Origin of the sequence: Pseudochrobactrum sp. Wa41.01b-1 (assembly GCF_019464455.1) — a bacterium.
Taxonomy (GTDB): domain Bacteria; phylum Pseudomonadota; class Alphaproteobacteria; order Rhizobiales; family Rhizobiaceae; genus Pseudochrobactrum; species Pseudochrobactrum saccharolyticum.
On record NZ_CP080493.1, the window covers coordinates 82,274 to 107,801 of the forward strand.

The 25,528-nt window shown below is 50.6% G+C and carries 26 protein-coding genes; 6 read left to right on the top strand and 20 right to left on the bottom strand.

Features of this window, described 5'->3' with window-relative positions:
• Window positions 1–49 precede the first annotated feature (49 nt).
• Both K1X45_RS00430 and K1X45_RS00435 read right to left on the bottom strand, forming a co-directional pair.
• On the bottom strand, window positions 50–343 hold the full coding sequence (locus K1X45_RS00430; protein ID WP_022710787.1) for a hypothetical protein: 294 nt from the start codon (window positions 341–343) through the stop codon (window positions 50–52).
• A 54-nt stretch (window positions 344–397) separates the two neighbouring features.
• Entirely contained in the window at window positions 398–649 is a 252-nt protein-coding gene (locus K1X45_RS00435; RefSeq protein WP_022710788.1) for a GlsB/YeaQ/YmgE family stress response membrane protein, read from the bottom strand.
• Between the two features lie 351 nt (window positions 650–1,000).
• Between K1X45_RS00435 and K1X45_RS00440 the strand changes: the two genes are divergently transcribed.
• Window positions 1,001–2,137, top strand: coding sequence for a GGDEF domain-containing protein (locus K1X45_RS00440; protein WP_220159481.1), 1,137 nt, complete (start codon window positions 1,001–1,003; stop codon window positions 2,135–2,137).
• Window positions 2,138–2,302: 165 nt separating this feature from the next.
• Here K1X45_RS00440 and K1X45_RS00445 read toward each other — a convergent pair whose 3' ends face one another.
• From K1X45_RS00445 to K1X45_RS00460, 4 genes are all read right to left on the bottom strand, one after another.
• Window positions 2,303–3,649 carry an O-antigen ligase gene (locus K1X45_RS00445; RefSeq protein ID WP_255560464.1) on the bottom strand — a complete coding sequence of 449 codons (1,347 nt, stop codon included), beginning with the start codon at window positions 3,647–3,649 and terminating at the stop codon, window positions 2,303–2,305.
• On the bottom strand, window positions 3,646–5,190 hold the full coding sequence (locus K1X45_RS00450) for an undecaprenyl-phosphate glucose phosphotransferase (RefSeq protein ID WP_022710792.1): 1,545 nt from the start codon (window positions 5,188–5,190) through the stop codon (window positions 3,646–3,648). The genes K1X45_RS00445 and K1X45_RS00450 overlap by 4 nt, the downstream gene beginning before the upstream one ends.
• A gap of 243 nt (window positions 5,191–5,433) precedes the next feature.
• Complete coding sequence (locus K1X45_RS00455; protein ID WP_255560465.1) at window positions 5,434–6,573, bottom strand: glycosyltransferase family 4 protein; 1,140 nt, start codon at window positions 6,571–6,573, stop codon at window positions 5,434–5,436.
• 46 nt (window positions 6,574–6,619) lie between these two features.
• Window positions 6,620–7,183: a polysaccharide biosynthesis/export family protein gene (locus tag K1X45_RS00460; RefSeq protein WP_116088154.1), complete on the bottom strand. Its 564-nt coding sequence runs from the start codon at window positions 7,181–7,183 to the stop codon at window positions 6,620–6,622.
• Between the two features lie 314 nt (window positions 7,184–7,497).
• Between K1X45_RS00460 and K1X45_RS00465 the strand changes: the two genes are divergently transcribed.
• The gene (locus tag K1X45_RS00465) at window positions 7,498–9,738 is read left to right on the top strand and encodes a Wzz/FepE/Etk N-terminal domain-containing protein (protein WP_255560466.1); all 2,241 of its coding nucleotides are present in this window, start codon (window positions 7,498–7,500) and stop codon (window positions 9,736–9,738) included.
• A 7-nt stretch (window positions 9,739–9,745) separates the two neighbouring features.
• On the opposite strand, the gene K1X45_RS00470 is transcribed toward K1X45_RS00465, so the two are convergent.
• Both K1X45_RS00470 and K1X45_RS00475 read right to left on the bottom strand, forming a co-directional pair.
• Window positions 9,746–10,891 (bottom strand): GNAT family N-acetyltransferase, encoded by a 1,146-nt coding sequence (locus tag K1X45_RS00470; protein ID WP_220159482.1) that lies wholly within the window; start codon window positions 10,889–10,891, stop codon window positions 9,746–9,748.
• 2 nt (window positions 10,892–10,893) lie between these two features.
• Entirely contained in the window at window positions 10,894–11,106 is a 213-nt protein-coding gene (locus K1X45_RS00475) for a DUF2842 domain-containing protein (protein ID WP_075655607.1), read from the bottom strand.
• Between the two features lie 264 nt (window positions 11,107–11,370).
• On the opposite strand from K1X45_RS00475, the gene K1X45_RS00480 reads away from it, so the two are divergent.
• The gene (locus K1X45_RS00480; RefSeq protein WP_370627129.1) at window positions 11,371–12,384 is read left to right on the top strand and encodes a COX15/CtaA family protein; all 1,014 of its coding nucleotides are present in this window, start codon (window positions 11,371–11,373) and stop codon (window positions 12,382–12,384) included.
• A 29-nt stretch (window positions 12,385–12,413) separates the two neighbouring features.
• Here the strand turns inward: K1X45_RS00480 and K1X45_RS00485 are convergent, their stop codons facing one another.
• From K1X45_RS00485 to rplM, 7 genes are all read right to left on the bottom strand, one after another.
• Window positions 12,414–13,265, bottom strand: a complete 852-nt coding sequence (locus K1X45_RS00485) for an aminoglycoside phosphotransferase family protein (protein WP_220159484.1) — start codon at window positions 13,263–13,265, stop codon at window positions 12,414–12,416.
• Between the two features lie 17 nt (window positions 13,266–13,282).
• Window positions 13,283–14,215 (bottom strand): N-acetyl-gamma-glutamyl-phosphate reductase, encoded by a 933-nt coding sequence (gene argC, locus K1X45_RS00490; RefSeq protein WP_121992749.1) that lies wholly within the window; start codon window positions 14,213–14,215, stop codon window positions 13,283–13,285.
• 191 nt (window positions 14,216–14,406) lie between these two features.
• On the bottom strand, window positions 14,407–15,357 hold the full coding sequence (gene speB, locus K1X45_RS00495) for an agmatinase (protein WP_220159485.1): 951 nt from the start codon (window positions 15,355–15,357) through the stop codon (window positions 14,407–14,409).
• A gap of 191 nt (window positions 15,358–15,548) precedes the next feature.
• Window positions 15,549–16,010 (bottom strand): N-acetyltransferase, encoded by a 462-nt coding sequence (locus K1X45_RS00500; protein ID WP_220159486.1) that lies wholly within the window; start codon window positions 16,008–16,010, stop codon window positions 15,549–15,551.
• Window positions 16,007–16,366: an antibiotic biosynthesis monooxygenase gene (locus K1X45_RS00505; RefSeq protein WP_220159487.1), complete on the bottom strand. Its 360-nt coding sequence runs from the start codon at window positions 16,364–16,366 to the stop codon at window positions 16,007–16,009. Before K1X45_RS00505 ends, K1X45_RS00500 begins: the two co-directional genes overlap by 4 nt.
• A gap of 135 nt (window positions 16,367–16,501) precedes the next feature.
• On the bottom strand, window positions 16,502–16,981 hold the full coding sequence (gene rpsI, locus K1X45_RS00510) for a 30S ribosomal protein S9 (protein ID WP_022710804.1): 480 nt from the start codon (window positions 16,979–16,981) through the stop codon (window positions 16,502–16,504).
• Entirely contained in the window at window positions 16,981–17,445 is a 465-nt protein-coding gene (rplM, locus tag K1X45_RS00515; protein ID WP_022710805.1) for a 50S ribosomal protein L13, read from the bottom strand. Before rplM ends, rpsI begins: the two co-directional genes overlap by 1 nt.
• Before the next feature lie 366 nt (window positions 17,446–17,811).
• Between rplM and K1X45_RS00520 the strand changes: the two genes are divergently transcribed.
• The 3 genes from K1X45_RS00520 (at window position 17,812) to K1X45_RS00530 (ending at window position 20,054) form a co-directional block, all read left to right on the top strand.
• Window positions 17,812–18,228 (top strand): CoA-binding protein, encoded by a 417-nt coding sequence (locus K1X45_RS00520; protein ID WP_255560467.1) that lies wholly within the window; start codon window positions 17,812–17,814, stop codon window positions 18,226–18,228.
• Between the two features lie 195 nt (window positions 18,229–18,423).
• Window positions 18,424–19,710 (top strand): O-acetylhomoserine aminocarboxypropyltransferase, encoded by a 1,287-nt coding sequence (locus K1X45_RS00525; protein WP_220159489.1) that lies wholly within the window; start codon window positions 18,424–18,426, stop codon window positions 19,708–19,710.
• A complete protein-coding gene (locus K1X45_RS00530) occupies window positions 19,710–20,054 on the top strand; it encodes a cupin domain-containing protein (protein WP_370627050.1) in 345 nt (114 codons plus the stop codon). The genes K1X45_RS00525 and K1X45_RS00530 overlap by 1 nt, the downstream gene beginning before the upstream one ends.
• Before the next feature lie 57 nt (window positions 20,055–20,111).
• Here K1X45_RS00530 and K1X45_RS00535 read toward each other — a convergent pair whose 3' ends face one another.
• The 5 genes from K1X45_RS00535 to nrdE form a co-directional block, all read right to left on the bottom strand.
• Window positions 20,112–21,368, bottom strand: coding sequence for a cytochrome P450 (locus tag K1X45_RS00535; protein WP_220159490.1), 1,257 nt, complete (start codon window positions 21,366–21,368; stop codon window positions 20,112–20,114).
• 122 nt (window positions 21,369–21,490) lie between these two features.
• Window positions 21,491–21,664 (bottom strand): Flp family type IVb pilin, encoded by a 174-nt coding sequence (locus tag K1X45_RS00540; RefSeq protein ID WP_116088140.1) that lies wholly within the window; start codon window positions 21,662–21,664, stop codon window positions 21,491–21,493.
• A gap of 107 nt (window positions 21,665–21,771) precedes the next feature.
• A complete protein-coding gene (locus K1X45_RS00545) occupies window positions 21,772–21,963 on the bottom strand; it encodes a Flp family type IVb pilin (protein ID WP_116088139.1) in 192 nt (63 codons plus the stop codon).
• A 325-nt stretch (window positions 21,964–22,288) separates the two neighbouring features.
• Window positions 22,289–23,263, bottom strand: coding sequence for a class 1b ribonucleoside-diphosphate reductase subunit beta (gene nrdF, locus K1X45_RS00550; RefSeq protein WP_022710811.1), 975 nt, complete (start codon window positions 23,261–23,263; stop codon window positions 22,289–22,291).
• A gap of 69 nt (window positions 23,264–23,332) precedes the next feature.
• Window positions 23,333–25,438: a class 1b ribonucleoside-diphosphate reductase subunit alpha gene (gene nrdE / locus K1X45_RS00555; RefSeq protein ID WP_116088138.1), complete on the bottom strand. Its 2,106-nt coding sequence runs from the start codon at window positions 25,436–25,438 to the stop codon at window positions 23,333–23,335.
• Window positions 25,439–25,528: the final 90 nt, after the last annotated feature.

The following is a 25,528-nucleotide window of genomic DNA, read 5'->3' on the forward strand; positions in this document are numbered from 1 at the left end:
CGGAATTTCCGGCGCTGTTTTATTGAACTCGCAGGGAGCGTTGCGGCTGTTACCAGCGCGTGTCATTCCGGCAGCTGGCAACCAGAAAACCGAGCACGAAACCGGCAATACCGGCCGTGCTCAGAATGGTTGTTGCGGTGCCCGGATTTTCACGGATGACAGATACGGTTGCCTGTCCCTGTTCTTTGATGGTTGAGGCTGCACGGTTCAGGCGGGTGCGGGCTTCTTCTGCAGCTTCCTCGCCGCGCTGTTTCAAAGATTTGCTCATCGCATCAATCTGCGCGCGCAGTTCTGCAATCTGTTCTTCCATTGCCTGACGGGCATTGTCAGCATTCTCTGCCATTTTCATTCTCCGTTATCTTGACTGTGGAATGGGCGCTTACAAAAGGCGTGGGAGTTATCGCCGGATCATGCGCCCCGCTGCAATCAGAATACATGCCCCGATAAAGCCGGCGATCAGGTAGCCGAGCCAGCCTCCGAGAACCACACCGAACATGCCGAGCAGGGCATTGGCGACAGCAGCGCCGATAATACCCAGAATAATATTCATGAAAACGCCGTGGTCACTTTTCATGAACATTTCGGCCAGCCAGCCGGCCAGACCACCAATGATAATAGCTGCAATCCAGCCTATCTGAGCATCTTCCATGGTATATCCCTCATTATTGACGTTCAGCACATAGTAAAAAGATGGTCTTTGTCTGCCGGAATTTAAGGCGCAGACAAATGCAGCGTGAAACTTCTGCTATGAAAGAAAACGTTCAGAGTGCGTTTTGGTTCCCGTAAAGACAGTGATCCATGCATCGAAAGACATGCAGGTGCTGTTTTGCATAAAATAAATTTTATGTTGCTTGATGAAAGACGTTAAAATAATTATCAGGAAGATAAAGACCGGCATGCGGGAGTGCATTCTGAATTACAGGCGCATGTGGTCGTGAGGGTGTGGGATGGATAAATCCGGTCAGTTTTCCGGTTCAGAGAAAATGAAAACTGCTTTGCTATGATTTATCTGCCGCCGGTTTTCTTCTTTTTATTTTCGCTGATGTTTTTTGGTGTGTGGTTCCTTGAGCGGACACGGCCGCATCTCGGGCTGTTCGGTTGCGCCTTTCTTTTGGTCTCGCTCGGGACTTTAATTCAGGTTACATTTGTTCCCGCAAATATCGGTCAGAATGCCGTTTTATCCGCAGCTTTATATGTTGCGGGCGTTTTGTTCTTTTCCCATGGTGTCCTGATCCGCTCAGGCAGGCAATTGCCCTATTGGTTTCATGCCCTGTTCATGATCACGATTGTCGGCGGCACATTTTATTATTTTTACATCGAGAGAAACCTGTTTTACCGGATCTATATTATCAATCTGGGAGTGGGGGCGATCTTTCTGGCCACCGCCCTGCAGGCGCGCTTTTTGCTGCGCGGTACTTCCGGTGATAAATTATTGTTCTGGCTGATCGTTGGGCTTGGCCTGCATTTCTTTCCGCGCACAATTATGACGGCAGAAAGAATGACGATGTCATCTGTCATTGATTTTTCTGCCGGTTCGTTCTGGCTGGTACTGCAATTCACCATTTCTGTGATCGGTGTTGTGACCGGCATCGGACTGCTGGCCGTGACATTTATGGATATGATTGCGGAGTTGCGTAAAGAACGCGACACGGATTCGCTGACCGGTCTGGCAAATCGCCGCCTGTTTTCCCAACATGTTGAGACAATGATGGGCAGGGGACGCTCACTGGGTAAACCCATGTGCTTTGCAATGATCGATGTGGACCATTTCAAGCTGTATAATGATATATACGGCCATGCGGCGGGGGATGAAGCTCTGAAACATGTTGCCGGTACAATCAACGCTACGCTGCGTCGTAGCGAGGATATGGCGGCGAGAATTGGCGGTGAGGAATTCGCGCTGTTCTTTTATGATTGTACAACGGAACAGGCCAGACAGTTTCTGGAAAAGCTGCGCACGCAGATTGCTGCACTGAAAATCGAGCATGAGGGTTCGCTGGTCTCAGGTGTTCTTACAATCAGCGTCGGTGTTGCAGAACTCGAGAATAATGAAGACTTTGAAAGCCTTTACAGGCGGGCTGACGTGTCGCTTTACAGCAGTAAAGCGACCGGCCGCGATCAGGTGACTTTTGCCTGATCTCTGCTGCGGATCAGAAGAAGAAATACCAGATCAGGACAACGACAAAAAACGGAACACCCATCATCCACAAAATACCGGCTCTTAACATATTTGCTCTCCCTGATTGTCTTGATTTGGTTACAGGGATGTAACGCCGGTGCCGGTGTTTTGGTTCCGCAGAAATTAAACCGGTCTTGGAAAGCGTGGGTTGCTATACGGGTGTGTTTCTGAAGTAAGATGATGCCGTGCCTGTTGCTGATAACGTTGTTCAAGCCCTGCACAGCCCCAGATAATGCCGACGATCAGATAGAAATGCCGCCAGTGATCGATATCGATCACATTGCCGATCAGTATATGGCCGATAAAAGCCACATAGGCGCAGAGCAAATAAGGCTGCCATGGCCGCTCACGCAGCATCAGTCTGAAGCCGAAACCCAGCGTAAGCATTGTCAGGATGATGAAAGACAGAAAGCCGAGCCAGCCATAATCCAGCAAGGCCTTCAGCCAGATATTATGGGTATCCTCTCCGAACATGGGGCCGAATTCCAGCGGACCAATGCCGAAGGGTTTTTCCATGGACAGAAGAAAACCCAGCCAATGCCGTGCAAAACGTCCTGTACGGGCGCTGTCATAATCCTGTTCAAGGCGAGCACGCTGGAAAAATACTTCACTGATCTGCGGGAACTGCAAGGCAATCAGCAATACAAGGGCAAGAACAACAATCGCTGCAATACTGATCAGGATGATCTTGCCGCGAAAGCGCTGGTTCTTGCTGCCGATAAACAACAGAGCCGGAATGAGCACTAAGGATACGGCATACATGCCCCATGCTGAACGGGAGAAGGATAGCAATACTGCAAGTGTCAGCACCAGAAACAGTGCCCAATAGAGCAGGCTTTTCTGAAAAGGGCGTGTCAGAACCTGATAGATGCACCAGTTGATAGGCAGGATCAGAAAAGGGCCGAAGACATTCGGGTCCTGAAATGCACCTTTGGCACGGCCGTACAGTGTGAACAGATCCGCCGCAGGTATCAGGTTGAGATAACCGCCGATACCCAGCATTCCTGTAATGACGGCAGCCGTCAGATAGCCGGTGAAAAGCGGCTGTACTCTGCGCCAGTCGCTTTCGGTGACAGCGGCGAAAAACACACTGGTCAGTGCCAGAAAATATGACACGGCAATGTAAAGCGGTGCCTTTTTCAGATCAGCCATCTGAAAAATTGAAAGCACACCGCCAATATTGAATAAGGTGAGCAGGAGCAGCAATGCCAGTGAGTTAACACTCAGCCTGAGGCCGAATAACAGCCACAGGCTGATGAGCACCAGCATCAGTATTTCATAAGGCCCGGGCTCGAAAAGAACGAAGCCGCTGAAAAATACACCTGTTGCCAGTGACAGCCGTGCAATCCATTGCATAGCAGCTTGTCGCTGACCGCGCTCCGCCAATGCATGGAATGCTGCATCTGATGCGGATGACGCATGCACAGATCGGGGCACAGATCGGGGCACAGGTTGGGACGGATAGCTCAATAGGCGTTTTCCGTGTTCAGCAGGCGCACAGGGGTCAGGAACAGGATTTTCAGGTCGAACAGCAATGACCAGTTCTCAATATAATTGAGATCATATTCCGTACGCATGACGATTTTCTCAGGCTTGTCGATTTCGCCGCGCCAGCCATTGATCTGCGCCCAGCCGGTTACGCCCGGTTTAACTTTGTGGCGGGCAAAATAACCGTCAACCACATCATTATAGAGCATGTTGTTGGAATTGGCGCTGATTGCATGCGGGCGAGGGCCGACGAGTGAAAGACTGCCGCCTAAGGAATTGAAAAACTGCGGCAATTCATCAATCGATGTTTTGCGGATGAAGCGACCGACACGTGTAACACGGCTGTCATTTTTGGTGACGGCCAGTTTTGCAGTCGGATCGCACTGGTCGCTATACATCGACCGGAATTTCCAGACATTGATCACTTCATTATTAAAGCCGTGTCGCTTCTGTTTGAAGATTACAGGGCCTTTGCTGTCGAGCTTGATCGCAATAGCCGTCGCCAGCATGACCGGCGAGAACAGCACAATTCCGAACAGGCTAAAGACAATATCAAACAAGCGCTTGGCAATCGCATCCCAGTCGTTGATCGGCTTGTCGAGAATATCCAGCATCGGTACCGAGCCGATATAGGAATAAGCACGCGGGCGCAGACGCATATTGGCGGCATGGGCAGAAAGACGGATATCGACCGGTAATACCCAAAGCTTTTGCATCAGTGTCAAAACCCGTTCTTCCGCGGAGATCGGCAGAGAAACGATCAGCATATCAATGCGGGCAACACGGGCAAACTCAATCAGCTCGGATATATTGCCGAGCTTCGGATAACCGGCAACAATCGGCGGAGAACGACGGTCGCCGCGATCATCAAAAATGCCGCAGATACGAATGTCATTATCCGGTTGTTTGTTGAGTTCAAGAATAAGATCTTCCGCATTCTGACCGCCGCCGACAATAACCGCGCGTCGTTCCATACGGCCGCTGCGGGCGAGAATACGCATCAGTTTGGCTGCGAGAAAGCGTGATATTGTGAGGGCGATAAAACCGGAAATTACAAATCCTGCAAACCAGATGCGGGAATAAACCGCAGAAATTTTCAGCAGGAAGGCCACAATAGCCAGAACCGCAAAAACACCGGCCCAGCAGATAATCAGCCGGCCGAGATAGCGAAACGGCTTGCGCAGCACAGAAGGGCGATAGCCGGAACTGAACTGAGCGAAAATAACATAGAGCGCGGCGGCAAGAATATTCGCAAACAAATATTCCAGCATATGGATGCTTTCAGCGCCGACATAGCTGAGGTAGACAGCGATACCGCACAGGGCGACAACAGCAAATTCCCATATGCGCATAAGCCCTGTGAACAGAGCGGGTGAAATACTTTCATTCTTGTATTGAGCGGCTACTTTCATGGCCAGCGGGCTCAATTCAACTTTTTCAGCAGGTGTGGAGGCTGCGCCGGAGTCATGCTGCTTTTGCAGCGCCTTCCTGTCGAAACTTCCTTTATGTTTTTTCTCACTCATGGGTGCACCGGCATATTAAAATTTTACTCACAAGAAAATATAAGCAATCTATCCGTGATGAGGGTTGCTATTTTCTTATTTTTTTTAAGAGAATGCGCAGTTTAGGCCGCTATACGGGCTTTTTACGTATTGTGGTTGCCGGATAGTAAATATCCGCAATATTGCTTTATTACAGTAAAATTAAACGAATGATATTTGTATTTTAATGAAGCACGGAAGTTTTACATAGTGCTTATATGTAATTTAGTTGATGCGGTAGAATTGTTCAACTGCATGAGCCATATTTTCCCGACTGAAGCGTGAGCGCAGCAGCAGCGGATCAGGCATAGTTTGCTGATAATTGGCAGGGAAGGTCAGGGCTTCGCACATTTTCGCAGCAATGGCACCGGCGTCAGGTTTGCAAAGGGCATTGCTATCTGTGCCGAATATTTCAGCAAGACCGCCGACATCTGTGGCGATCATGCTGCGCTGTGCTGCCAGAACTTCCAGTGCAATATATGGCAGGGATTCCGCACGGGAAGGCAACACAAAGATTTGCCCGTGCTTGAGTGCTTCACGCACCGGCATTGCCGGATAAAAACGAATGTGGTTTTCCAGTCCGAGTTGCACAGCAAGAGCTTGATAATTCTTCTTCTGCGGCCCGTCCCCGACCATGGCTCCGGTGGCAAGAGGCCGGTTGTTGGCTCTTGCTACCTTGTTCAGCTCAGCCAGCGCGCGGATAAATAAATCCGGCCCTTTCAGGTCGCGCATCATGCCGGTAAACAGAAAGTCCGCGGCATCGGTTTTCGGTGTAACCGGTGCAAATTCATCTTTGCTGATGCCGTTGCGGATCACAATGTGAGCGCAGCGCGGATTTCCGACCTTTTCCTGATAAGTGTTTTCCTCATAGGCCGAGACAAAGATCAGGCCGTCGGTGATCCGTTCTTGCAGGCGCTCTGCCGTGAACATGATTTTACCGGCAAGGGTTGCCGGATCATAATGCAGGCTACCGCCATGAGGGGAGTAAAATTTGTGTGGGCGCTGAGCCTGACTTTTATGGATGCCTATTGTGCCGAGGCGGGCATAAGTCCCGCCTTTTGCGCCATGTCCGTGTACAATATCCGGCTGAAGCTGCTTCAATATTTTGCGCGTGCTTAAAATAGCACCGATGTCACTGAATCCTATTTTGCGGTTGATGGGAATACGGTGCAGGCCGAGTGCCAGATCAGGTAGCATGGCAGCAAATTGCTGTTGTTCAAGTGCGCCGTCTTCGCATAATTCGCAAATCACACCGACCTGATGACCGGCTGCATTCTGCATGGCAGCCAGATCACGTATATGGCGAAACACACCGCCTATAGGGGAACGGAAGCAATGGATAATCCGCAAAGATTTTTGCTTCACAATAGCCTCGTCTCAGGAAGGATGGATGCTGGTCTATCCGTGATGATCAGAATAACCGTTCACGGACATAGATTGTATCGCCTGGAAGGATAGGATCTGTAATGCGTACCCGTCCGGTAAAGATTTTACCGTTGATCTGGCGGGTAATATCCACGCTTTCCTGATTGGCGCGTGGTGTAAAGCCACCGGAAGCTGCAATAGCCGTTTGTGCAGTCATGCCCGGTACGTAAGAATATTGTCCGGCGCCGCCGACTTCACCCATGATGAAGACAGGGCGGTAGCGGTCGATTTCCACGCTGACGTCAGGATTGCGGATATAGCCGCCACGCAGTTTTGAAGCGATGGTGGCTTCTAGCTGTTTTACTGTTTTGCCGCGTGCAGGTACGCTGCCGATCAATGGGAAGGCAATATAGCCGGACTGGTCGACGGAATATGTATTGCTTAAACCGGCCTGTTCAAAAACGGTGATGCGCAGACGGTCGCCGGAGCCGAGAATATAAGGCTGGTTCAGCGCTTCATGGAATGCCGGAGGAGCAGGGCGATAGCTGGTGCAGCCTGACAATACCAGACAGGTTACGCCCAAAGCTGCCATAAAAACACGTGTTTTCATTCTGCTCTTTTCCTTATCCCGTTCTGATTGCTTTGGCGTCAGAACCCGCCAGCTCATATTATATGTGTTCAGGTTATGTTGCGCATTTCATAGCTGTGCAACGGACATCTGTCTGATTGTGATTATTGAATTATTAGGGTTAATATGGCGTAAAGACTAAAAGCTAAAATCTGTTGTACTGATAAAATTATCTTTAAATACAAACTGCTAAAGTAAAGTCCTGATAGGCCCTTAGTATGAAGGGTGAGGGGAAATTGCAGGATTTAACCCTATAGTTACCTTGATGATTTACCATAAGAGTCCTGTGCAGGATTATGGGGATCGGGTCAGTGATGCGTGATGCAGCAGAAAATGCGGAAATTGATATCGGAGCGCTGTTTGCCGCTCTGAAGCGCAACTGGCTGTTCATTCTACTGGGCGCACTCCTGTTTGCTTTGCTGACATGGGGTGTTGCGCAGTTTCTCCCGCCTTATTACCGTTCCGAAGCGCGTATTCTGATTGAAGCACGGGAAACTGTCTTCACGCGCCCGAATGTCGGATCGGAAACGGATCGTCCGCTGCTGGATCCGGAAGCCGTGAAATCGCAGGTAGAGTTGATCAGCTCTGCTAAAATCCTTGCAAAAGTGGCCGCGGATCTGAAACTTGAAGATTATGCGGAATTCTATCCGAAAACCATGTCGCCGGTGAAACAGGTTCTGGTTTTGCTGGGATTGCGCCCTGATCCGCGCACGATTCCGGTAGCTGAGCAGGTTCTCACCCGTATGCGCGAGAATTTACAGGTCTATGCTGTAACCGGCTCGCGGGTGATCGTGGTTGAATTTGTCTCCAAAAATCCGCAAGTTGCAGCCGATGTTGCCGATAAAATTGCGGATGAATATATTGCAGCACAGGCTGCTGCCAAGCGCCAGCTGACAGGTGATGCAACCGGCTGGCTGGAGCCGGAAATTGAACGGCTGACGAAGAAGGTGCGTGAGGCGGAAACCAAAGTTGCTGATTTCCGCGCGGCAAGCGATCTTCTCAATACCAGCAGCAATACGTCCCTTGCCACGCAGCAAATGTCCGATATCTCATCGGAACTGTCGCGTCTGAAAGCTGAGCGTGCTGCCAGTGAGGCTAAGGCTGAGAGCATTCGCACTGCGCTTAAAAATGGTGTGCCGATCAACAGCCTGCCGGAAGTTATGTCCTCCGGCATTATGCAGCAGCTGAATGAGCGTCGCGGAGCGCTGATGGCCGAGATTGCCAATCTGTCGACAACGCTGCTCGACGGGCATCCGCGTATTCAGGGCTTGCGTGCGCAGCTCGCCGATCTTGACCGGCAGATCCGGCAGGAAGGCAATACAATTCTGAAAAGCCTCGATAATGAGGTGACGACTGCCCGCAGCCGCGAGCAGGAGCAGACCCGTGAACTCAACCGTCTGAAAGCGCAGGCCGCCGAGGCTGGCAGTCAGGAAGTTGAACTGCGTGCTTTGGAACGTGATGCTGCCGCCCAGCGCGATTTGCTACAAGCCTATCTGGCGCGCTATCGCGAGGCTTCCAGCATTGCTGACCGTACAGATCAGCCTGCAGATGCACGGATTTTCTCAACGGCAACTGTTGCAGGGGCGCCGTATTTCCCTAAAGTGTTGCCTATGGTCAGCATGAGTTTTGTTGCGGGCCTGTTGCTGTTGTCGGTTTTTGTTTTGCTGCGTGAGCTTTTCAGTGGTCGCGCTATGACAACAAATCCTGTCAGAGCTGTCAGGGGACAAAATCTCTGGGGCGATGAATATGGTGCTGTTGCACAGAATTTTAGCCCTGCGCATAATAAAACCGCACAGATTGATAATAAGCTGATTGTGCAGCCGGCTCCCGAGCCTGTTTCCGATAAAAATGAGATGGTAGAGCAGCCTATGGCCCGTCCTGAAATTGATGTTGAAACAATTCAGCGTATCTATGACAGCTATACTGTGTCCGAGCCGGATGCCACGGAAGAACCTGATCCGGCATCTGATGATATTTATGCGCCCAACGGTGTGGCGGCAATTGCCAGCCGTCTGATGTTGCAGGAGCGCCGCCGCATCATTCTGATCTCGCCGGAAGGCGATGCCGGATCTGCCGGCAGTGTGCATCTGCTGCGTGAACTGGCTGACCGCAGCCTGCGGGTGTTGCTCGTGGATATGACCGGCAATGGTGCTGTCAGTCAGGCAATGCTGGATGGCAACAGGCCTGCAGGCATTACCGACCTGCTGCTCAATGTGAAGCAGTTCACCGATATTATTCACGGCGATTTATATTCGGATGCGGATGTGATTCCGACAGGTCTTTCTGATCCGAAAACCGCTATGGCACAGGCCGAGCGTCTGCCGGTGATTTTTGAAGCGCTGGAAACGGCCTATGATTTCGTGCTGGTGGAAACCGGTGCATCCTCTGCCGAACAGGCGCTGAACCTCGACAGCGATACATCCGTCTTTGTGATGAATGTGTTTGACAGCGAAGATCAGGCTGTGGCGCAGACGGCACTGGCATTCCATGAGGCCGGTCAGGATGATGTGACCATTCTGATGGTACCGCACGCATAAAAACGGATTAAGCGCTTCTACGCAGCTTGCTGCGTAGCTGTTTCACCAGCGGCCAGAGATGTTTGTTGGTTTTAATACGATAGACAAGACCTGAGCGCAGCTGATTGAATGTTGCGCTCAACCGGCCTTTGAATGTCAGCGCGATATGGCTGTCATAAAGCGGCTGCTCAATATCGCACCAGTCGCGTTTGTATTTCTCCTCGCCGATACCGAAACTGAAATAATCCAGCTTGTCATCAATGGCAGCGGCAATTGCTTCGTAAAACAGAAAATCTCCGGGGCTGGCGGTGACAAGATCATCATCGGCAAAAGCACCAAATTCCACAGTCAGTCCGCGTTGCAGTGGTGTCTGACTGTCAGGGCTTTGCCAATAAGCACAGCCAATGACCGCACGCGGTTTTCCGGCGACTTCAAGAACATGCAGGCGATATTGTCTGTGCGTGTCATTTTCCGGTGCAGCGAAGAGTTTCTGGAAAAAACGGTTCAGATCATCGCCGGTAAAGCTGTTGGCAATGCCCTGTTTGGCAAAGCGCTGGCTTTTCATCGCATAAAAATCATTGAATGCAGCGCTGTTTTCCGCATCACCTTCTGCGGTATAAATCCGCCATGCACCTGTTTCATCATAACGGCGGGCATGCTGGCGGTGCTTTTTGCGTTTGCGTGAGGCATTGCTGCGCTCAAGCACAGTGTCAAAACTGTCTGGCAGAGTGGCAATCAGCGCCGGATTCGGATTGCGCTGATGAGAGAGGCTGAGCAGCGGATTATTATATCCGAGCCAGCTCTGCATCTGACGGGTGAGGGATAGCAGCGTAATATCCGGCCGCGCTTCTTTCAGGCAGGCAATCAGTGCAGTGATATGCTCTTTGCTGATGTGTTGCGCAAAGGCCGGAAACAGAACCGGAAAATTGCAATTGGCATGGGAGCCGCCGGCAAAGCGCGCAACATGCTTGTGGTTTTGTTTGATAACCTCAAGCGGCAATAACAAAGCAGGGCTGTCATCAATAAACAGCGCCAGCACAAGACAGTCAGGATTCACATTCTGCTGCCAGAGCCGTGTCCAGAGTGCAGACTGGGCTATACCATGCACCGTCTTGTCATTGCTCCAGAGTGGCAGAGCCTCATGAATCTCGGAATAACAGACCGTGCGGATCATAATCAGCGGGCTTTAGGCGGCTGAACCATCCACCACAACAGATACATGGCCGGAAGTATCCACAAAAAGCCGGTGAAGAAGAAATAAGCAAGCTGCACCCAGACCGAAGACTGGCCAAGATGGGCAACCGCGATCATGGTTGCAAGCAGCGCATAAACTGCAATCAGCAGAACAAGCAGCACGGTTCCGATCAGTTTTTTCAGTCTTACAGGCATATTTCTCTCTCCGTCACCACTCTCTTACACCAGACAGCACTGAATCTGAAATGATTTTCGTCTCCGCTTCGTCACTGCATTTATGAAAGGGGTAATAAAAACAGCGTCTGCGTGTCGCGTGTTGTTGTCTTGTATTCGCAGTGCGCATGCGGCATGTATCTGCGGGGGTAAAACTCAGTCGGAGCAGGATTGATGATAACAGATTATGCCGCATTACCGGCAACACAACAGCCGGTCAGTGCCAACCACGACAAGAACCGTAAAATGGTACGGTGGTGGCTTTATGCGGTGTTCGTTGTACTGATCGCAATTGTCATGGTGGGCGGTGCAACCCGTATGACCGGCTCCGGTCTGTCTATCACCGAATGGAAGCCTATCCATGGCGTTATCCCGCCGCTGAACCATGCGGAATGGCTGGAAGAATTCGATAAATATCGCCAGATCCCGCAATATCAGCAGATCAACAAGGGTATGGCGCTGGAAGAGTTCCAGTTCATTTTCTGGTGGGAATGGGCGCATCGTATGCTGGCGCGTTTTGTCGGTTTTCTGGTGGCTATCCCGCTGATTTTCTTCTGGGTAACAGGACGCTTGCAGGACGGCTTGAAAGCGCGGATGCTCGGCATTCTGGCGCTGGGTGGCCTGCAGGGTGCTATCGGCTGGTGGATGGTGGCATCGGGCTTGAGCGTGCTGACATCGGTGAGCCAGTATCGCTTAGCTGTGCATCTCACTATGGCCTGTGTAATTATTACTGCCGTGTTTTATGTTGCGCGCGGGCTTGCTGAATATACGGAAAAACCAGCGCCGCGCGGTTTGCAACGCTTTGCAGGCTGGCTGGTTCTGGCAATTCTGGTGCAGATTTATCTTGGCGGGCTGGTTGCGGGGCTACATGCCGGTCTGACCTATAATACATGGCCGCTGATGGATGGCGCAATTATCCCTTCAGACCTGTTCATCAACCAGCCTTACTGGCGCAACCTGTTTGAAAATCCGAAGACTGTGCAATTCATTCACCGGATGTTTGCCTATACGGTGCTGGTGCTGGCTCTGCTGCACGCTGTGCAGGCGCATCGCCATGCTGCCGGTACAACTCACGCGCGACGCTCTGTTGTGCTGCTCGGCCTGATCCTGATGCAGGCGGCGATCGGAATTATCGCCTTGCTGACAATGGTGCCGATTGAATGGGGTCTTGCCCATCAGGGATTCGCACTGGTGGTTCTGAGTTTTGCTGTCGCCCATTGGCGCGCCTGTAAAGGTGCTTATGAAATGCGTGCAGCGTAACAAAAAAGCCCCGCAAATGCGGGGCTTTTTTATGGGTAAAGCTGCAACCTTAATCTGCGCAACGCGGCAGCGATTTTCAGCTCGCGCTCCTCATCTGCAGTATTGCCGTCTTCATGGTGCCATGCGGCTGAAAGACAGCCATAGCAAAAGGCATAATCAAGAATATAGGAAGCAGGCTTGTTGATAATCTCTGCGAAATATTGCGCCATTTCTGCAGCGCGCTGCATATTGAGGCACAAATCATCACAGTCGAGCGGATTGTAGAACAGATTGGCGCAATCAAAGGCAGCATCACCGCACAATCCGTGCGGATCAATTGCCAGCCAGCCCCGTGCACTGCGAATGATATTCTCATGATGAAGATCGCCATGCAGGGCGATGATTTCATGAGGCTGTCTGAGCAGGGATGCCGCGAGATCGGCTGCTTCCGTGTAAATATCCGCTTTCTTTCCCGCCAGATCAAACAGGCTTTTGAAATGTTTGAGCAGCGGCTGTAATTCAGACGGCAGCACCCGACCGGAGGGACTGTGTAAAGCACGGATCACTTCACCGGCAATGCGGATAGCCTCTGCATCATGGCCGGCTTCAAGATGGGCTTTGAGGTCATAATCACCGGCATATTCCAGCAACATCATCACCGGATCATGCGTGAGGCCGAGCAGCCTGATCGCACCATGTCCGTCACGCTCGCGCAGATAATAAGCGCCGCGCAGTTCCTCATGACCGGCAGGCTTGAGAACTTTAACAATCACCGGAGACTGTTCTTCTCCGGTGATTATTGCTTTCCAGATATGGCTGGAATTGGTGTCAGCGAGCAGTGTTGCAGAGGCAATCTGCCAATGTGCCGGAAATACCGGCTTTATCACTGCTTGCTGTTCCATAGTAATGAATGCTCCGGTTAACGCAGCCCCAGCATCAGGTTCATATTCTGCACAGCTGCACCCGATGCACCTTTGCCGAGATTATCCAGCACGGCGACCAGATTGATCTGCTTGCCGCCTTCAGAACCGAAGACATAAAGATTCATACCATCTGTATCTGCCAGCATTTCGGCATCAACACGCGCCATGGCGCTGCTTTCTTCAAGCGGGACAACACGAACGATTTTCTGACCGGAATAATGTGCCTTCAGCTCATTATGCACGTCTTCCATTGTCGGTTTGCCTTTGAGCAGATCGAGATGGACCGGAACCTGTACAATCATACCCTGCGCAAAACGGCCGACACTTGGTGCAAAAATCGGCGCATGGTCGAGTTTGCCATACATTTGCATTTCCGGCAGATGCTTGTGCTTGAGTGTCAGGCCATAGAGGAAGTTGTTTTCCTTCATATGTTCCGGATGGTTCACATCTTCCATCTGGGCAATCATTTGCTTGCCGCCGCCGGTATAGCCGGATACCGCATTGACAGTGACAGGATAATCGCTGTTCATCAGTCCTGCATCACGCAGCGGACGAATGAGCGAGATTGCACCGGTTGGATAACAGCCCGGATTGGCAACCAGACGGGCTTCGCGAATACGCTGCGCCTGCAAGGCTTCGAGCTCTGCAAAACCATAAACCCAGTTTGAATGGGTGCGGTGCGCGGTTGACGTGTCGATAATACGCGTGGAATGGCCTTCAAGCAGGATTACTGCTTCACGCGAGGCATCATCCGGCAGGCAGAGAATAGCAATATCAGCCGAGCGCAGCAGATCAGCGCGTAAATCTTTATTGCGTCGTTCTTCTTCCGGAATAGAAAGGACTTCCAGATCAGTGCGACCGGCAAGGCGGGTGCGGATCTGCAGACCCGTTGTGCCATGTTCGCCGTCAATAAAGATTTTCGGTTTCATTTGAATTTTGCCTTAATGGTAGAGAATTCAGAGTGTTAGGAGTTATTGCTGAATCATTCTGTCAAACAGTTGATTCATTTCGTGAGACTAAAGCATTGCGGGCAAAAGCAGGAACCGGTTTTGCCTGAGGACAATGCGTAAAATCAAACAGTCGGAGCAGTGCCAGTGATTCAATATTCACCGGAACCGCTTTAACGTGCGGCTTTCTTTTCCGCAAGCAGACCCAGATAATGCATGGCAATTGTCGCGCCTGCAATGGCTGTTATATCGGCATGGTCATAGGCCGGTGCAACCTCTACAATATCAGCGCCGACAATATCAATTTTACCGAGCTGGCGCAGCACCGAGAGCATTTTTGCCGAGGACGGGCCGCCTGCAACCGGTGTGCCGGTGCCGGGCGCATAGGCCGGATCAAGACAATCAATGTCGAAAGTGACATAGGTTTTGCGCCCCTGTGTACGGGCTTCAATCACCTGCACAATGTCTTTGGCGCTCATATCTTCAATATCGTGGCCATAGAGAATCTGAATGCCGCAATCTTCCGGTGCATGGGTGCGGATACCGATCTGGATGGATGCGGTTGGGTCAATAATGCCGTCGCGTACCGCACGAGCAACAAATGAGCCGTGATCGATACGCTTGCCATCATCAAACCAGGTGTCCTGATGGGCATCAAACTGCACTAAGGCCAGCGGGCCATATTTCGCGGCGTGGGCTTTGAGGATCGGCCATGTCACAAAATGATCGCCGCCAAGCGACACCAGAAAAGCATCATTGGCGATCAGTTTAGCGGCTTCCTGTTCAATGGTTGCCGGTGTCAGCTGGTGATTGCCGTAATCGAGCAGGCAGTCGCCGTAATCAATCACCGCCAGATTTTCAAACAGATCGCGCTGAAACGGATATTGCGGATCATTATCAAAGATCGCTGCGGCACAGCGGATTGCCTGCGGGCCAAAGCGGGCACCCGGCCTGTTGGAAACAGCTGCATCAAACGGAATGCCCCAGACCACCGCATCGGCATTGCTCACATCTTTACTATAGAGGCGCCGCATAAAGGAGAGGGCACCGGCATGAGTAGGGTCGGTTGCAGCTCCCTTGATGGTCTGAGCCGTAAAAGCATTGTCGATGGATTTATGCGCCATGAAGTAACACCGTAAGCTGAAACAAAACTGACGATACAAGCTGTAGCGTCTTTTGGCGGGCTGATAAAGCGGCGCCCGATATTTAAATTGCTGAGAATTATCAGGCGCAAGAAGGTCGTGATTGTTGATCTTGGCGAGATGATAATCGGCAATTCTGCCTATGTCGCATGGCGGGAGAAGAATGATGTGTCTTATATCAAACCGGCTCTGCGCCATTCATAGAGCATATCCGGTTCTTTTTCTTCATTGCCGCTGCCGTCGGTTTTACCAATCACGATAAAACCGTGTTTCTCATAGAATTGCTGTGCCTGAATATTTCGCTGAAATGTCCATAATTGCAGATGCGGAAATGTCGTTTGTGCCTGTTTGAGTAAAGCGCTGCCAATACCGTGCCCCTGAAAATCCGGCAGAATATAGAGCTGCTCAATCCAGCCTGTTTTAAAGGCAATAATACCAGCCATATCAGGGGAAAATACTGCCCAGACTTCACATTGCGGAAAGACGCAGTTCTCGTAAAACCATTGATCTTCTTGCGGTGTATGCAGGCCTTTCAGCCATGGCAAAGTGTTATCGAAGGATGCCCGATGGATGCGGGAAGCCTGCGCCATATCCTGCAAGTCCAGACGCCGGAGCGTAAAACGATTGGCTGTCATCGGGCTTGTGCCCCGTCCGCATTGAAGCCATAGGCGCGTTCAACGCGGGCAATCCGTAAAGCATAGGCTTCATACCATGCTGCGCGTCCCTGTTTCTGCGCTACCAGATGGTCGACATTGCGTTTCCAGTTGCGAATGCTTTCCTCATCGCGCCAGTAGGAGTTGGTAATGCCGAAGCCTCTTGCATTCCGCACGCTTTCAATGCCGAGAAACCCGTCCTGCTTTTCCGCCAGTTCAACCATCTGATCGGCCATTTCGCCATAGCCCGTGTCATCATCTGTCGTGCGCTGCGATGAAAACGCAACGATGTAATAAGGCGGCTGAGGAAGGGTAGCGAACGGAGAGCGATTATGCATGAAACAGAATCCTGAGGCTTGGTGATGTCAAACATAAGAGACACAAGACGCAGGAGACAGCGGCTATGCTGTCGCATGAAATAAAAAAAGCGGATCCGAAGATCCGCTTTCTTAATATTGGAAGTGCTAAAGATATTAGCGCTTGGAGAACTGGAAGCTACGACGGGCTTTCGCCTTACCGTATTTCTTACGTTCTACAACACGGCTGTCGCGTGTCAGGAAGCCGCCTTTTTTCAGCACTGCGCGCAGAGCTGGTTCGTAGTAGGTCAGGGCTTTTGAAATGCCGTGACGAACCGCACCAGCCTGACCGGACAGACCACCGCCGGCAACAGTCGCAATAATGTCAAACTGACCAGTGCGGTTTGTTGCAACGATTGGCTGTTGCAGAACCATCTGCAGAACCGGACGAGCAAAATATGCGTTGAACTCTTTGCCGTTCACGATGATCTTGCCTGTGCCTGGCTTTACCCAAACGCGTGCAATCGCATCTTTACGCTTACCGGTCGCATAAGAACGTCCGAGAGCGTCGACTTTTTTAACGTGAACAGGAGCTTCAGGAGCAGCAGCTGCTGCAACTGTGCCAAGTTCTTCGAGCGAGTTGAGCTGCTCAGCCATTATGCGTTCCTCTTATTTTTGCTGTTCAAAGCGCCGATGTCGAGGACTTCTGGCTGCTGTGCTTCGTGCTGGTGGTCAGCGCCTGCATAAACGCGCAGGTTTTTCATCTGACGACGGCCGAGCGGACCGCGCGGAACCATACGTTCAATCGCCTTCTCAACGACGCGTTCCGGGAAACGGCCTTCGAGGATCTGACGAGCTGTACGTTCTTTAATACCGCCTGGGTGGCCAGTGTGCCAGTAGTAAACCTTGTCGGTGTACTTCTTGCCGGTCAGAACAACCTTGTCAGCATTGATGATGATGACATTGTCACCGTCGTCAACGTGTGGGGTAAAGGTTGGTTTGTTCTTACCGCGCAGAATGTTGGCGACCTGAGAAGCGAGACGACCGAGAACAACGCCTTCAGCGTCGATCAGGATCCACTTCTTCACCACTTCTGCTGGCTTCTGGGAAAAAGTTGCCATTGAAGTTATCCTTGGAAATAATCCTTGCAACAGAGACTGGAGCAAGGCTTTTTTTGTTGCTTGTGTTGCGGCAGAAATCTGCGCGTAACAAATGAAAACCGCTCATCTTTGACAGATGTACGCTTTCTGGCTGTCCAATACAGCGCCTGTGGGTGGGCGTCAAGTGTGCTGAATCTGCGTGTGTTTGTAATTATCTTTTAAAATCAATGCGTTAAAATTGCGGTATTATATTACCCTATAAAATCAGGCGATTTTTACTCTATATTTCCGTCCGGCCTGCAGCATCACTTCAATTGCCCGCATTTTATGCCTAGATTATATCTTTTGCAGAATGTGATGCATAGCAGCATGAAAACGGAGAATGCCATGAATGAAACGGAAGTCAGATCTATCCTGCAAACCAAGCATGTGATCGCGCTGGTCGGCGCTTCTCCGAATGAGGATCGTCCAAGCTTTGGTGTGATGAAATATCTGCTGGAGCATGGTTATAAAGTTATTCCGGTCAATCCGGGGCAGGCGGGGAAGCAGATATTGGGGCAGACAGTTTATGCCTCGCTCTCCGATATTCCGGAGAAGATTGATATTGTCGATGTCTTTCGCGCTTCCAATGCTGTGCCTGCAAGTGTCGATGAAATTCTGGCACTGAAAACACAGCCGGATGTTTTGTGGTTGCAGCTTGAAATCACCCATGAAGAGGCTGAAGCCAAAGCCCGCGCTGCCGGAATAAAGGTGGTGACAAATATGTGCACCAAACAGCAGCATCAGCGTCTGATCGGCGCCTGATATTAGCTTTATGTGACATTGCGGCGCAAAATTTGTGTTTTCGCCGCAATGTAAATTTGCGGGTAATTTATAGTTGTGGCTGCCGAAAAAGATAATAGTTTGCGTGTATTATAGTGATAAGCGGAATCTTTTTCTTTGCTTGTGCGAGAGTAAAATTCTAACCTGACCCAAATTGTTTATTTTGGGGAGTAGAGAATGTCTAAGCGCAACCCGGGTTTTGATACACTTGCTATTCATGCAGGCGCAAAACCGGATCCGACAACCGGTGCCCGCACCACGCCGATTTATCAGACTGCATCTTATGTTTTTGATGATGTGGATCATGCTGCCGCATTGTTCGGCCTGCAGGCATTCGGCAATATCTATACCCGTCTGACCAACCCGACCACAGCGGTTCTGGAAGAACGCGTTGCAGCGCTTGAAGGCGGTACAGCCGCTGTGGCTACTGCATCCGGTCATGCTGCCCAGCTGCTGGTTTTCCATAATCTGCTGCGCACCGGCGATAATTTCATCGCTGCAAACAAGCTTTATGGCGGTTCGATCAACCAGTTCGGTAATGCCTTTAAGTCTTTCGGCTGGGAAGTGCGCTGGGGTGATGTGGACGATGTTTCCAGCTTTGAGAAACAGATCGATGATAAAACCCGTGCGATCTTTGTTGAAAGTCTGGCCAATCCGGGTGGTATCGTTGTTGATATCGCTGCTATCGCGGAAATCGCGCATAAGCACGGTCTGCCGCTGATCGTTGATAATACAATGGCATCGCCATATCTGATCCGTCCGATCGAACATGGCGCAGACATTGTTGTGCACTCGCTGACCAAATTCATTGGCGGTCATGGCAATTCCATGGGCGGTATTCTCGTCGATGGCGGTACATTCGACTGGTCGAAATCCGGCAATTATCCGATGCTGAGCGAGCCGCGTCCTGAATATGCCGGTGCGGAATTACACAAAACATTCGGCAATATTGCTTTTGCCATTGCAGCACGCACACTCGGTTTGCGTGATTTTGGTCCGGCGATTTCTCCGTTCAACTCGTTCCAGATTCTGGCCGGTATTGAAACTCTGCCGCTGCGTATGCAGCGCCATTGCGACAATGCGCTGAAAGTAGCGAAATGGCTGGAAAAGCACGAGAAAGTTTCATGGGTGCGTTATGCCGGTCTGCCAACCGACAAATATCATGCTTTGCAGCAGAAATATTCGCCTAAAGGCGGCGGCGCGGTTTTCACCTTCGGTCTGAAGGGAGGTTATGAAGCCGGTAAGACTTTTGCGAACTCGCTGGAACTGTTCTCTCTGCTGGCCAATATCGGCGATACGCGCTCGCTGGTTATTCATCCGGCATCAACCACCCATCGCCAGCTGACTGACGAACAAAAAGTTGCTGCCGGTGCAGGGCCAGAAGTGGTGCGTTTGTCGATTGGTATTGAAGATGCCGACGATATTATCGCTGATCTCGAACAGGCTCTGGCAAAGATCGCCTGATGATGGCGCTTTTGCTGCCAGTCAATACAGAGTCTGAACCGGAAATTGGTGCGCCCGCAGAAGGGCGCATCATTTCCGGCGATCCGCAGTTTAAAACATGGAATGCGGAAGAGACCTCGGACGGGCTATATGCCGGTATATGGGAATGCACTGTTGGTAAGTGGCATGTCGCGTATGATGAGTGGGAGTTCTTCCAGCTGATCAGCGGTGTGTCTGTGGTGACCGAAGAGGGCAAAGAGCCGGTCACTTTGCGGGCAGGTGATAGTTTCATCATCAGACCGGGCTTTAAAGGCACGTGGGAAGTGATTGAAACGACTCGTAAAACCTATGTGATAAAGCTTTAAACTTATATTGTGTGAAATAGAAAACGCCGCGTCTTATGGGACGCGGCGTTTTTGTTTTTACCATTCCAGTTTCAGGCTTTGCATGCCGTGGAAATGATAGGTGTCGCCATAAAGCGGTGGCTCGGCAAAGCGGATATTCGGCAGGCGTTTGAACAATGCTGCCAGAGAAACCTGCATTTCCAGACGTGCCAGCGGTGCGCCGATACAGAAATGAATACCCGCACCGAAGGAGACGTTTTTCTGATCCGGACGCTCCGGCCAGAAACGATCCGGCTGGTCAAATGCCTGATAATCGCGGTTACCTGAGCCAAGCAACAGACCAAGCTGCTCACCGGCTTTGAGTGTTACGCCTTCTGCAATTTCAGTCTCATTATAGGCATAGCGGGTGAACATGTGCAGTGGTGCATCAAAGCGCAGGCTTTCCTCAACAGTGGCAGCAGTTGATTCCGGCGTTGCAAACAGAACGCGATGATCCAGTCCGCTTTGCAGAATGCTCTTAACTGCATTGCCTGTCTGATTGACCGTTGCCTCGTGTCCGGCATTGAGCAACAGAATACAGGTGGTAATCAGCTCGTCTTCCGAGAGCTTGGCACCGTTTTCTTCTGCGGCGAGTAACAGGCTTAACAGATCATCACCCGGATTTTTGCGGCGCTGGGCAGCATAGTCGCGCAAATAGTCGGAGAATTCTTTGGCCGCCTGATTGGCGCTGTCTTCCACCTCACGGGTGGCATTGTGCATATACATATTGACCATGCGATGCGACCAGTCGAGAAGCTGCGGGGCATTGTCGGTCGGCACACCCAGCATTTCGGCAATCACAACAACCGGAATAGGGGTGGCGAAGGCCGGCATCAGGTCGACATGTCCCTGATGCTCAAAACCGTCAATCAGCTCATTGGCGAGTTTTTCAATACGCGGGCGCAGGCGCTCGACATGACGGGAGACGAAAGCGCGATTGACGAGGGTGCGCAGGCGGGTATGTACCGGCGGTTCAATCTCCAGCATGGAGTGGCGTTCAACGCCGTCAAAATCTTTGAGATGCTCGCGATTGATTGCATTGGCGCGATAACCGCCCGGTTCTTCACGGCCAAAACGGCGGTCGCGGAACAGCTTGTTGATATCGTCATAACCGGCAAAGCACCAGAAACCGTAATCTTCCCAGAAAAACACCCGTGCATTGTGATGCAGCCATGCGTAAGCCGCATAGGGATTCTGTACAAAATCCGGCTGATGGGGATCAATGCGTACATGGCGGGTAGCAGAATCGAAATGAAGATAATCAGGTTTTGCAGGGGCGCTAGGGAAATGACTCATCAGGCTTTCATCGCATTGGCATTAAAAGAGAATTTGCTATGCAACTATAAAGGCAGATGATGAGAAAATGCAGCGTGACAAAGCGCGGCATGGGGAGCGGATTTGATTAAATACGCTATTCGTTAAGGTTGTGGTGTTGCAGGTAGAATTTTTGCAGCAGTATCAAATAATGTATATAGTTCAGAGCCCAAAAAATAAAGTGAACCAACAATCGCCAAGGCTATAAAACAAGCAATAAGACTATACTCAACTGCAGATGCGCCGTTTTGTGACTTCCAGAATTTTTGTTTTTGCATAGTTTTCACCTGATACGACGGTTAATCGAATAGGCCACTAGAGAAATCCGCCCGGCTGTTGCCGGACGGATTCGAAACTTTAAGCTTAATAAGCTAGCCACTTATTGTTAGTTGCCAGCAGGAGGGGTAGTTGCAGTTTGAAGAGCAGTACCAACGGTATTGAATGTTGCCTGGATACGAGTGCCGAGGAAGGTTACAGCACCAATAATAACAACAGCGATCAGAGCGGCAATCAGGCCGTATTCGATTGCAGTTGCACCGTCTTCATTTTTGCGGAAGCGCTTAAAAATTGCTTTCATTGCCTTAACTCCAGATAGTTCTTTTCGTTATGGTCTTGCTGACCTGTTACGACTTATAGCCCGAAGAGTGTTTTTCAAGACTTAAATTACATAGTAAATGAAGTTTAAGCATTGAACTTGCTTAATGAATTACTTTTATTGTGTCTGTTGAGGAGTTTTTTATATATTCAAAAAATAAAATGTGACTGTATTTTCAATATCTTAAATGATGATTTCAAAAAGAAATGCCCCTGAGACGTTGTTTGGTCTCAGGGGCATAAATATTCGGATCATCGGAAAGCAGACGGAATATCAATGAAAAACCGTTTATTTCCTGACAGAAGAATTAAAAATCCCAGTCATCATCTTCTGTAGCAACAGCTTTACCGATCACATAACTGGAGCCGGAGCCGGAGAAGAAGTCGTGATTCTCATCAGCATTCGGTGAAAGCGATGACAGGATCGCCGGATTAACATTGGTCACAGTGCTCGGGAACAATGGCTCATAGCCGAGATTCATCAGCGCTTTATTCGCATTATAGTGCAGGAATTTTTTGACATCTTCGGTCAGACCGGTGCCGTCATAAAGCGCTTCTGTATATTTGGTTTCAACTTCATAGAGATCGAGCAGCATCGAGAAGGCGAAATCTTTCAGCTCTTCCTTGCGGGCTTCACTCTCTTTTTCCAAAGCCACCTGATATTTATAGCCGATATAATAGCCGTGCACGGCTTCGTCACGGATAATCAGGCGGATAAGATCGGCAGTATTGGTCAGCTTGGCGCGGCTCGACCAGTACATTGGCAGATAGAAGCCGGAATAGAACAGGAAACTTTCCAGATATACGCTGGCAATTTTGCGCTTCATCGGATCATCAGATTTATACTCATTGATGATCAGAGCCGCTTTGCGCTGCAAATGCGGGTTTTCCTCACTCCAGCGATAGGCATCATCCACATCCGGTGTCGAACACAGGGTGGAGAAGATCGAGGAATAGGAGCGGGCATGAACCGCTTCCATGAAGCTGATATTCGACAATACAGCTTCTTCATGCGGGGTCACAGCATCCGGCATCAGGCTGATTGAGCCGATAGTGTTCTGGATAGTGTCCAGCAGGGTCAGGCCGGTGAAAACACGGATAGTCAGTGTTTTTTCTGCCGGCGTCAGCGTACCCCAGGACGGAATATCATTGGACAGCGGGACTTTTTCCGGCAGCCAGAAATTACCGGTCAGACGGTTCCATACTTCGAGATCTTTATCATCCTCGATACGGTTCCAGTTAACAGCCTTTGTGGCGCAGACGAGTTTAGGTTGGGCGTTCATAACGTGCTCTGATCTGTTCGGATGAACCGTCTGCACTGCGGCAGACGGTTTGATATAAAAGGATAGGGTTTACAGGGTGCAGGAAACGCAGCCTTCTACCTGTGTGCCTTCCAGAGCCATCTGGCGCAGGCGGATATAGTAGATTGTCTTGATTCCCTTACGCCATGCATAGATCTGCGCCTTGTTGATATCGCGTGTTGTTGCGGTATCGCGGAAGAACAGCGTGAGCGACAGGCCCTGATCCACATGCTGCGTTGCCGCTGCATAGGTATCGATGATTTTTTCCGCGCCGATCTCATAGGCATCCTGATAATAATCGAGATTATCATTGCTCATGAACGGGGCAGGGTAATAAACGCGGCCGATCTTGCCTTCCTTGCGGATTTCAATCTTGGACGCAATCGGATGAATCGAAGAGGTCGAGTTGTTGATGTAAGAAATCGAACCTGTCGGCGGAACAGCCTGAAGGTTGCGGTTATACATACCATGCGCCATCACCGATTTGCGCAGCTCTTCCCAGTCTGCCTGTGTCGGGATCGTAACACCTGCTGTTTCAAACAGTTCACGAACGCGGGCAGTTTCCGGTTCCCAGACCTTGTCAGTATATTTGTCGAAGAATGTGCCGTCGGCATATTTTGAATCTTCAAAGCCGACAAAGCTCGACTTGCGATCCATCGCAATGCGGTTGGACGCTTTAATCGCGTGATAGGTCACGGTGTAGAAATAGATATTGGTGAAATCCACACCTTCTTCAGAACCGTAGAAAATGCGTTCACGCGCCAGATAGCCGTGCAGGTTCATCTGACCCAGACCGATCGCGTGTGATTCATCATTGCCGCGGGCAATCGATGGCACGGAATTGATCTTGCTCATATCCGACACAGCGGTCAGCGCACGGATCGACGTTTCAACAGTCTTGCCGAAATCCGGTGAGTCCATGGTCATCGCAATATTGAGCGAGCCGAGGTTACAGGAAATATCCTTGCCGATATGTTCGTAATTCAGATCGTCTTTATAGGTGCTGGCTTCGCTGACCTGAAGAATTTCCGAGCAGAGATTGCTCATGGTGATGCGGCCGGCAATCGGATTGGCTGCATTCACGGTGTCTTCGAACATGATATATGGATAGCCGGATTCGAACTGAATTTCCGCCAGTGTCTGGAAGAAGGCGCGTGCCTTGATCTTCTGCTTGCGGATACGGCCGTCATCAACCATTTCGCGATATTTGTCGCTCACGGAAATTTCCGTGAAAGGTACACCGTAAACGCGTTCCACATCATATGGCGAGAACAGATACATATCCTCGTCATTCTTCGCCAGTTCAAAGGTGATATCCGGGATCACCACGCCGAGCGACAGGGTTTTAATGCGGATTTTTTCATCGGCATTTTCGCGCTTGGTGTCGAGGAAGCGCATAATGTCCGGATGGTGGGCATTCAGATAAACCGCACCGGCACCCTGACGTGCACCGAGCTGGTTCGCATAGGAGAATGCATCTTCGAGCAGCTTCATGATCGGAATAATACCGGAAGACTGATTCTCGATCATTTTGATCGGCGCGCCATGCTCACGGATATTGGTGAGCGAGAAGGCCACACCACCACCGCGCTTGGAAAGCTGCAGCGCGGAATTGATCGAACGGCCGATCGATTCCATATTGTCTTCCATGCGCAGCAGGAAGCAGGAAACCAGCTCGCCGCGCTGTTTTTTACCGGCATTGAGGAAGGTCGGTGTCGCAGGCTGGAAACGGCCGGACAGCACTTCTTCCATGATCGAGATCGCCAGAGCCTCGTCACCGTCGGCAAGTGCCAATGCAACCATGCAAACGCGGTCTTCATAACGTTCCAGATAGCGCAGACCGTCAAAAGTCTTCAGCGTATAGCTGGTGTAATATTTGAACGCGCCGAGGAAGGTCGGAAAGCGGAACTTCTTTTTATAAGCGAGATTGAAGAGATTCTGGACGAATTCAAAAGAATACAGATCCAGAACTTCTTTTTCATAATAATTCTGGGTCACCAGATAATCGAGCTTCTCTTCCAGATTGTGGAAGAAAACCGTGTTCTGGTTCACATGCTGGAGAAAATACTGGCGAACGGCCTTGCGATCCATATCAAACTGGATCTCACCATTCGGACCGAACAGGTTCAGCATGGCATTCAGCGCATGATAGTCCATTGCCGGAGTGTCCTTTTTAGAACTCCCGTTGTTTGAACTGTTGGTGTTGTTCTTTTCTGTCCGTTCAAGCTCAAGAGTCGCCACAGTTTT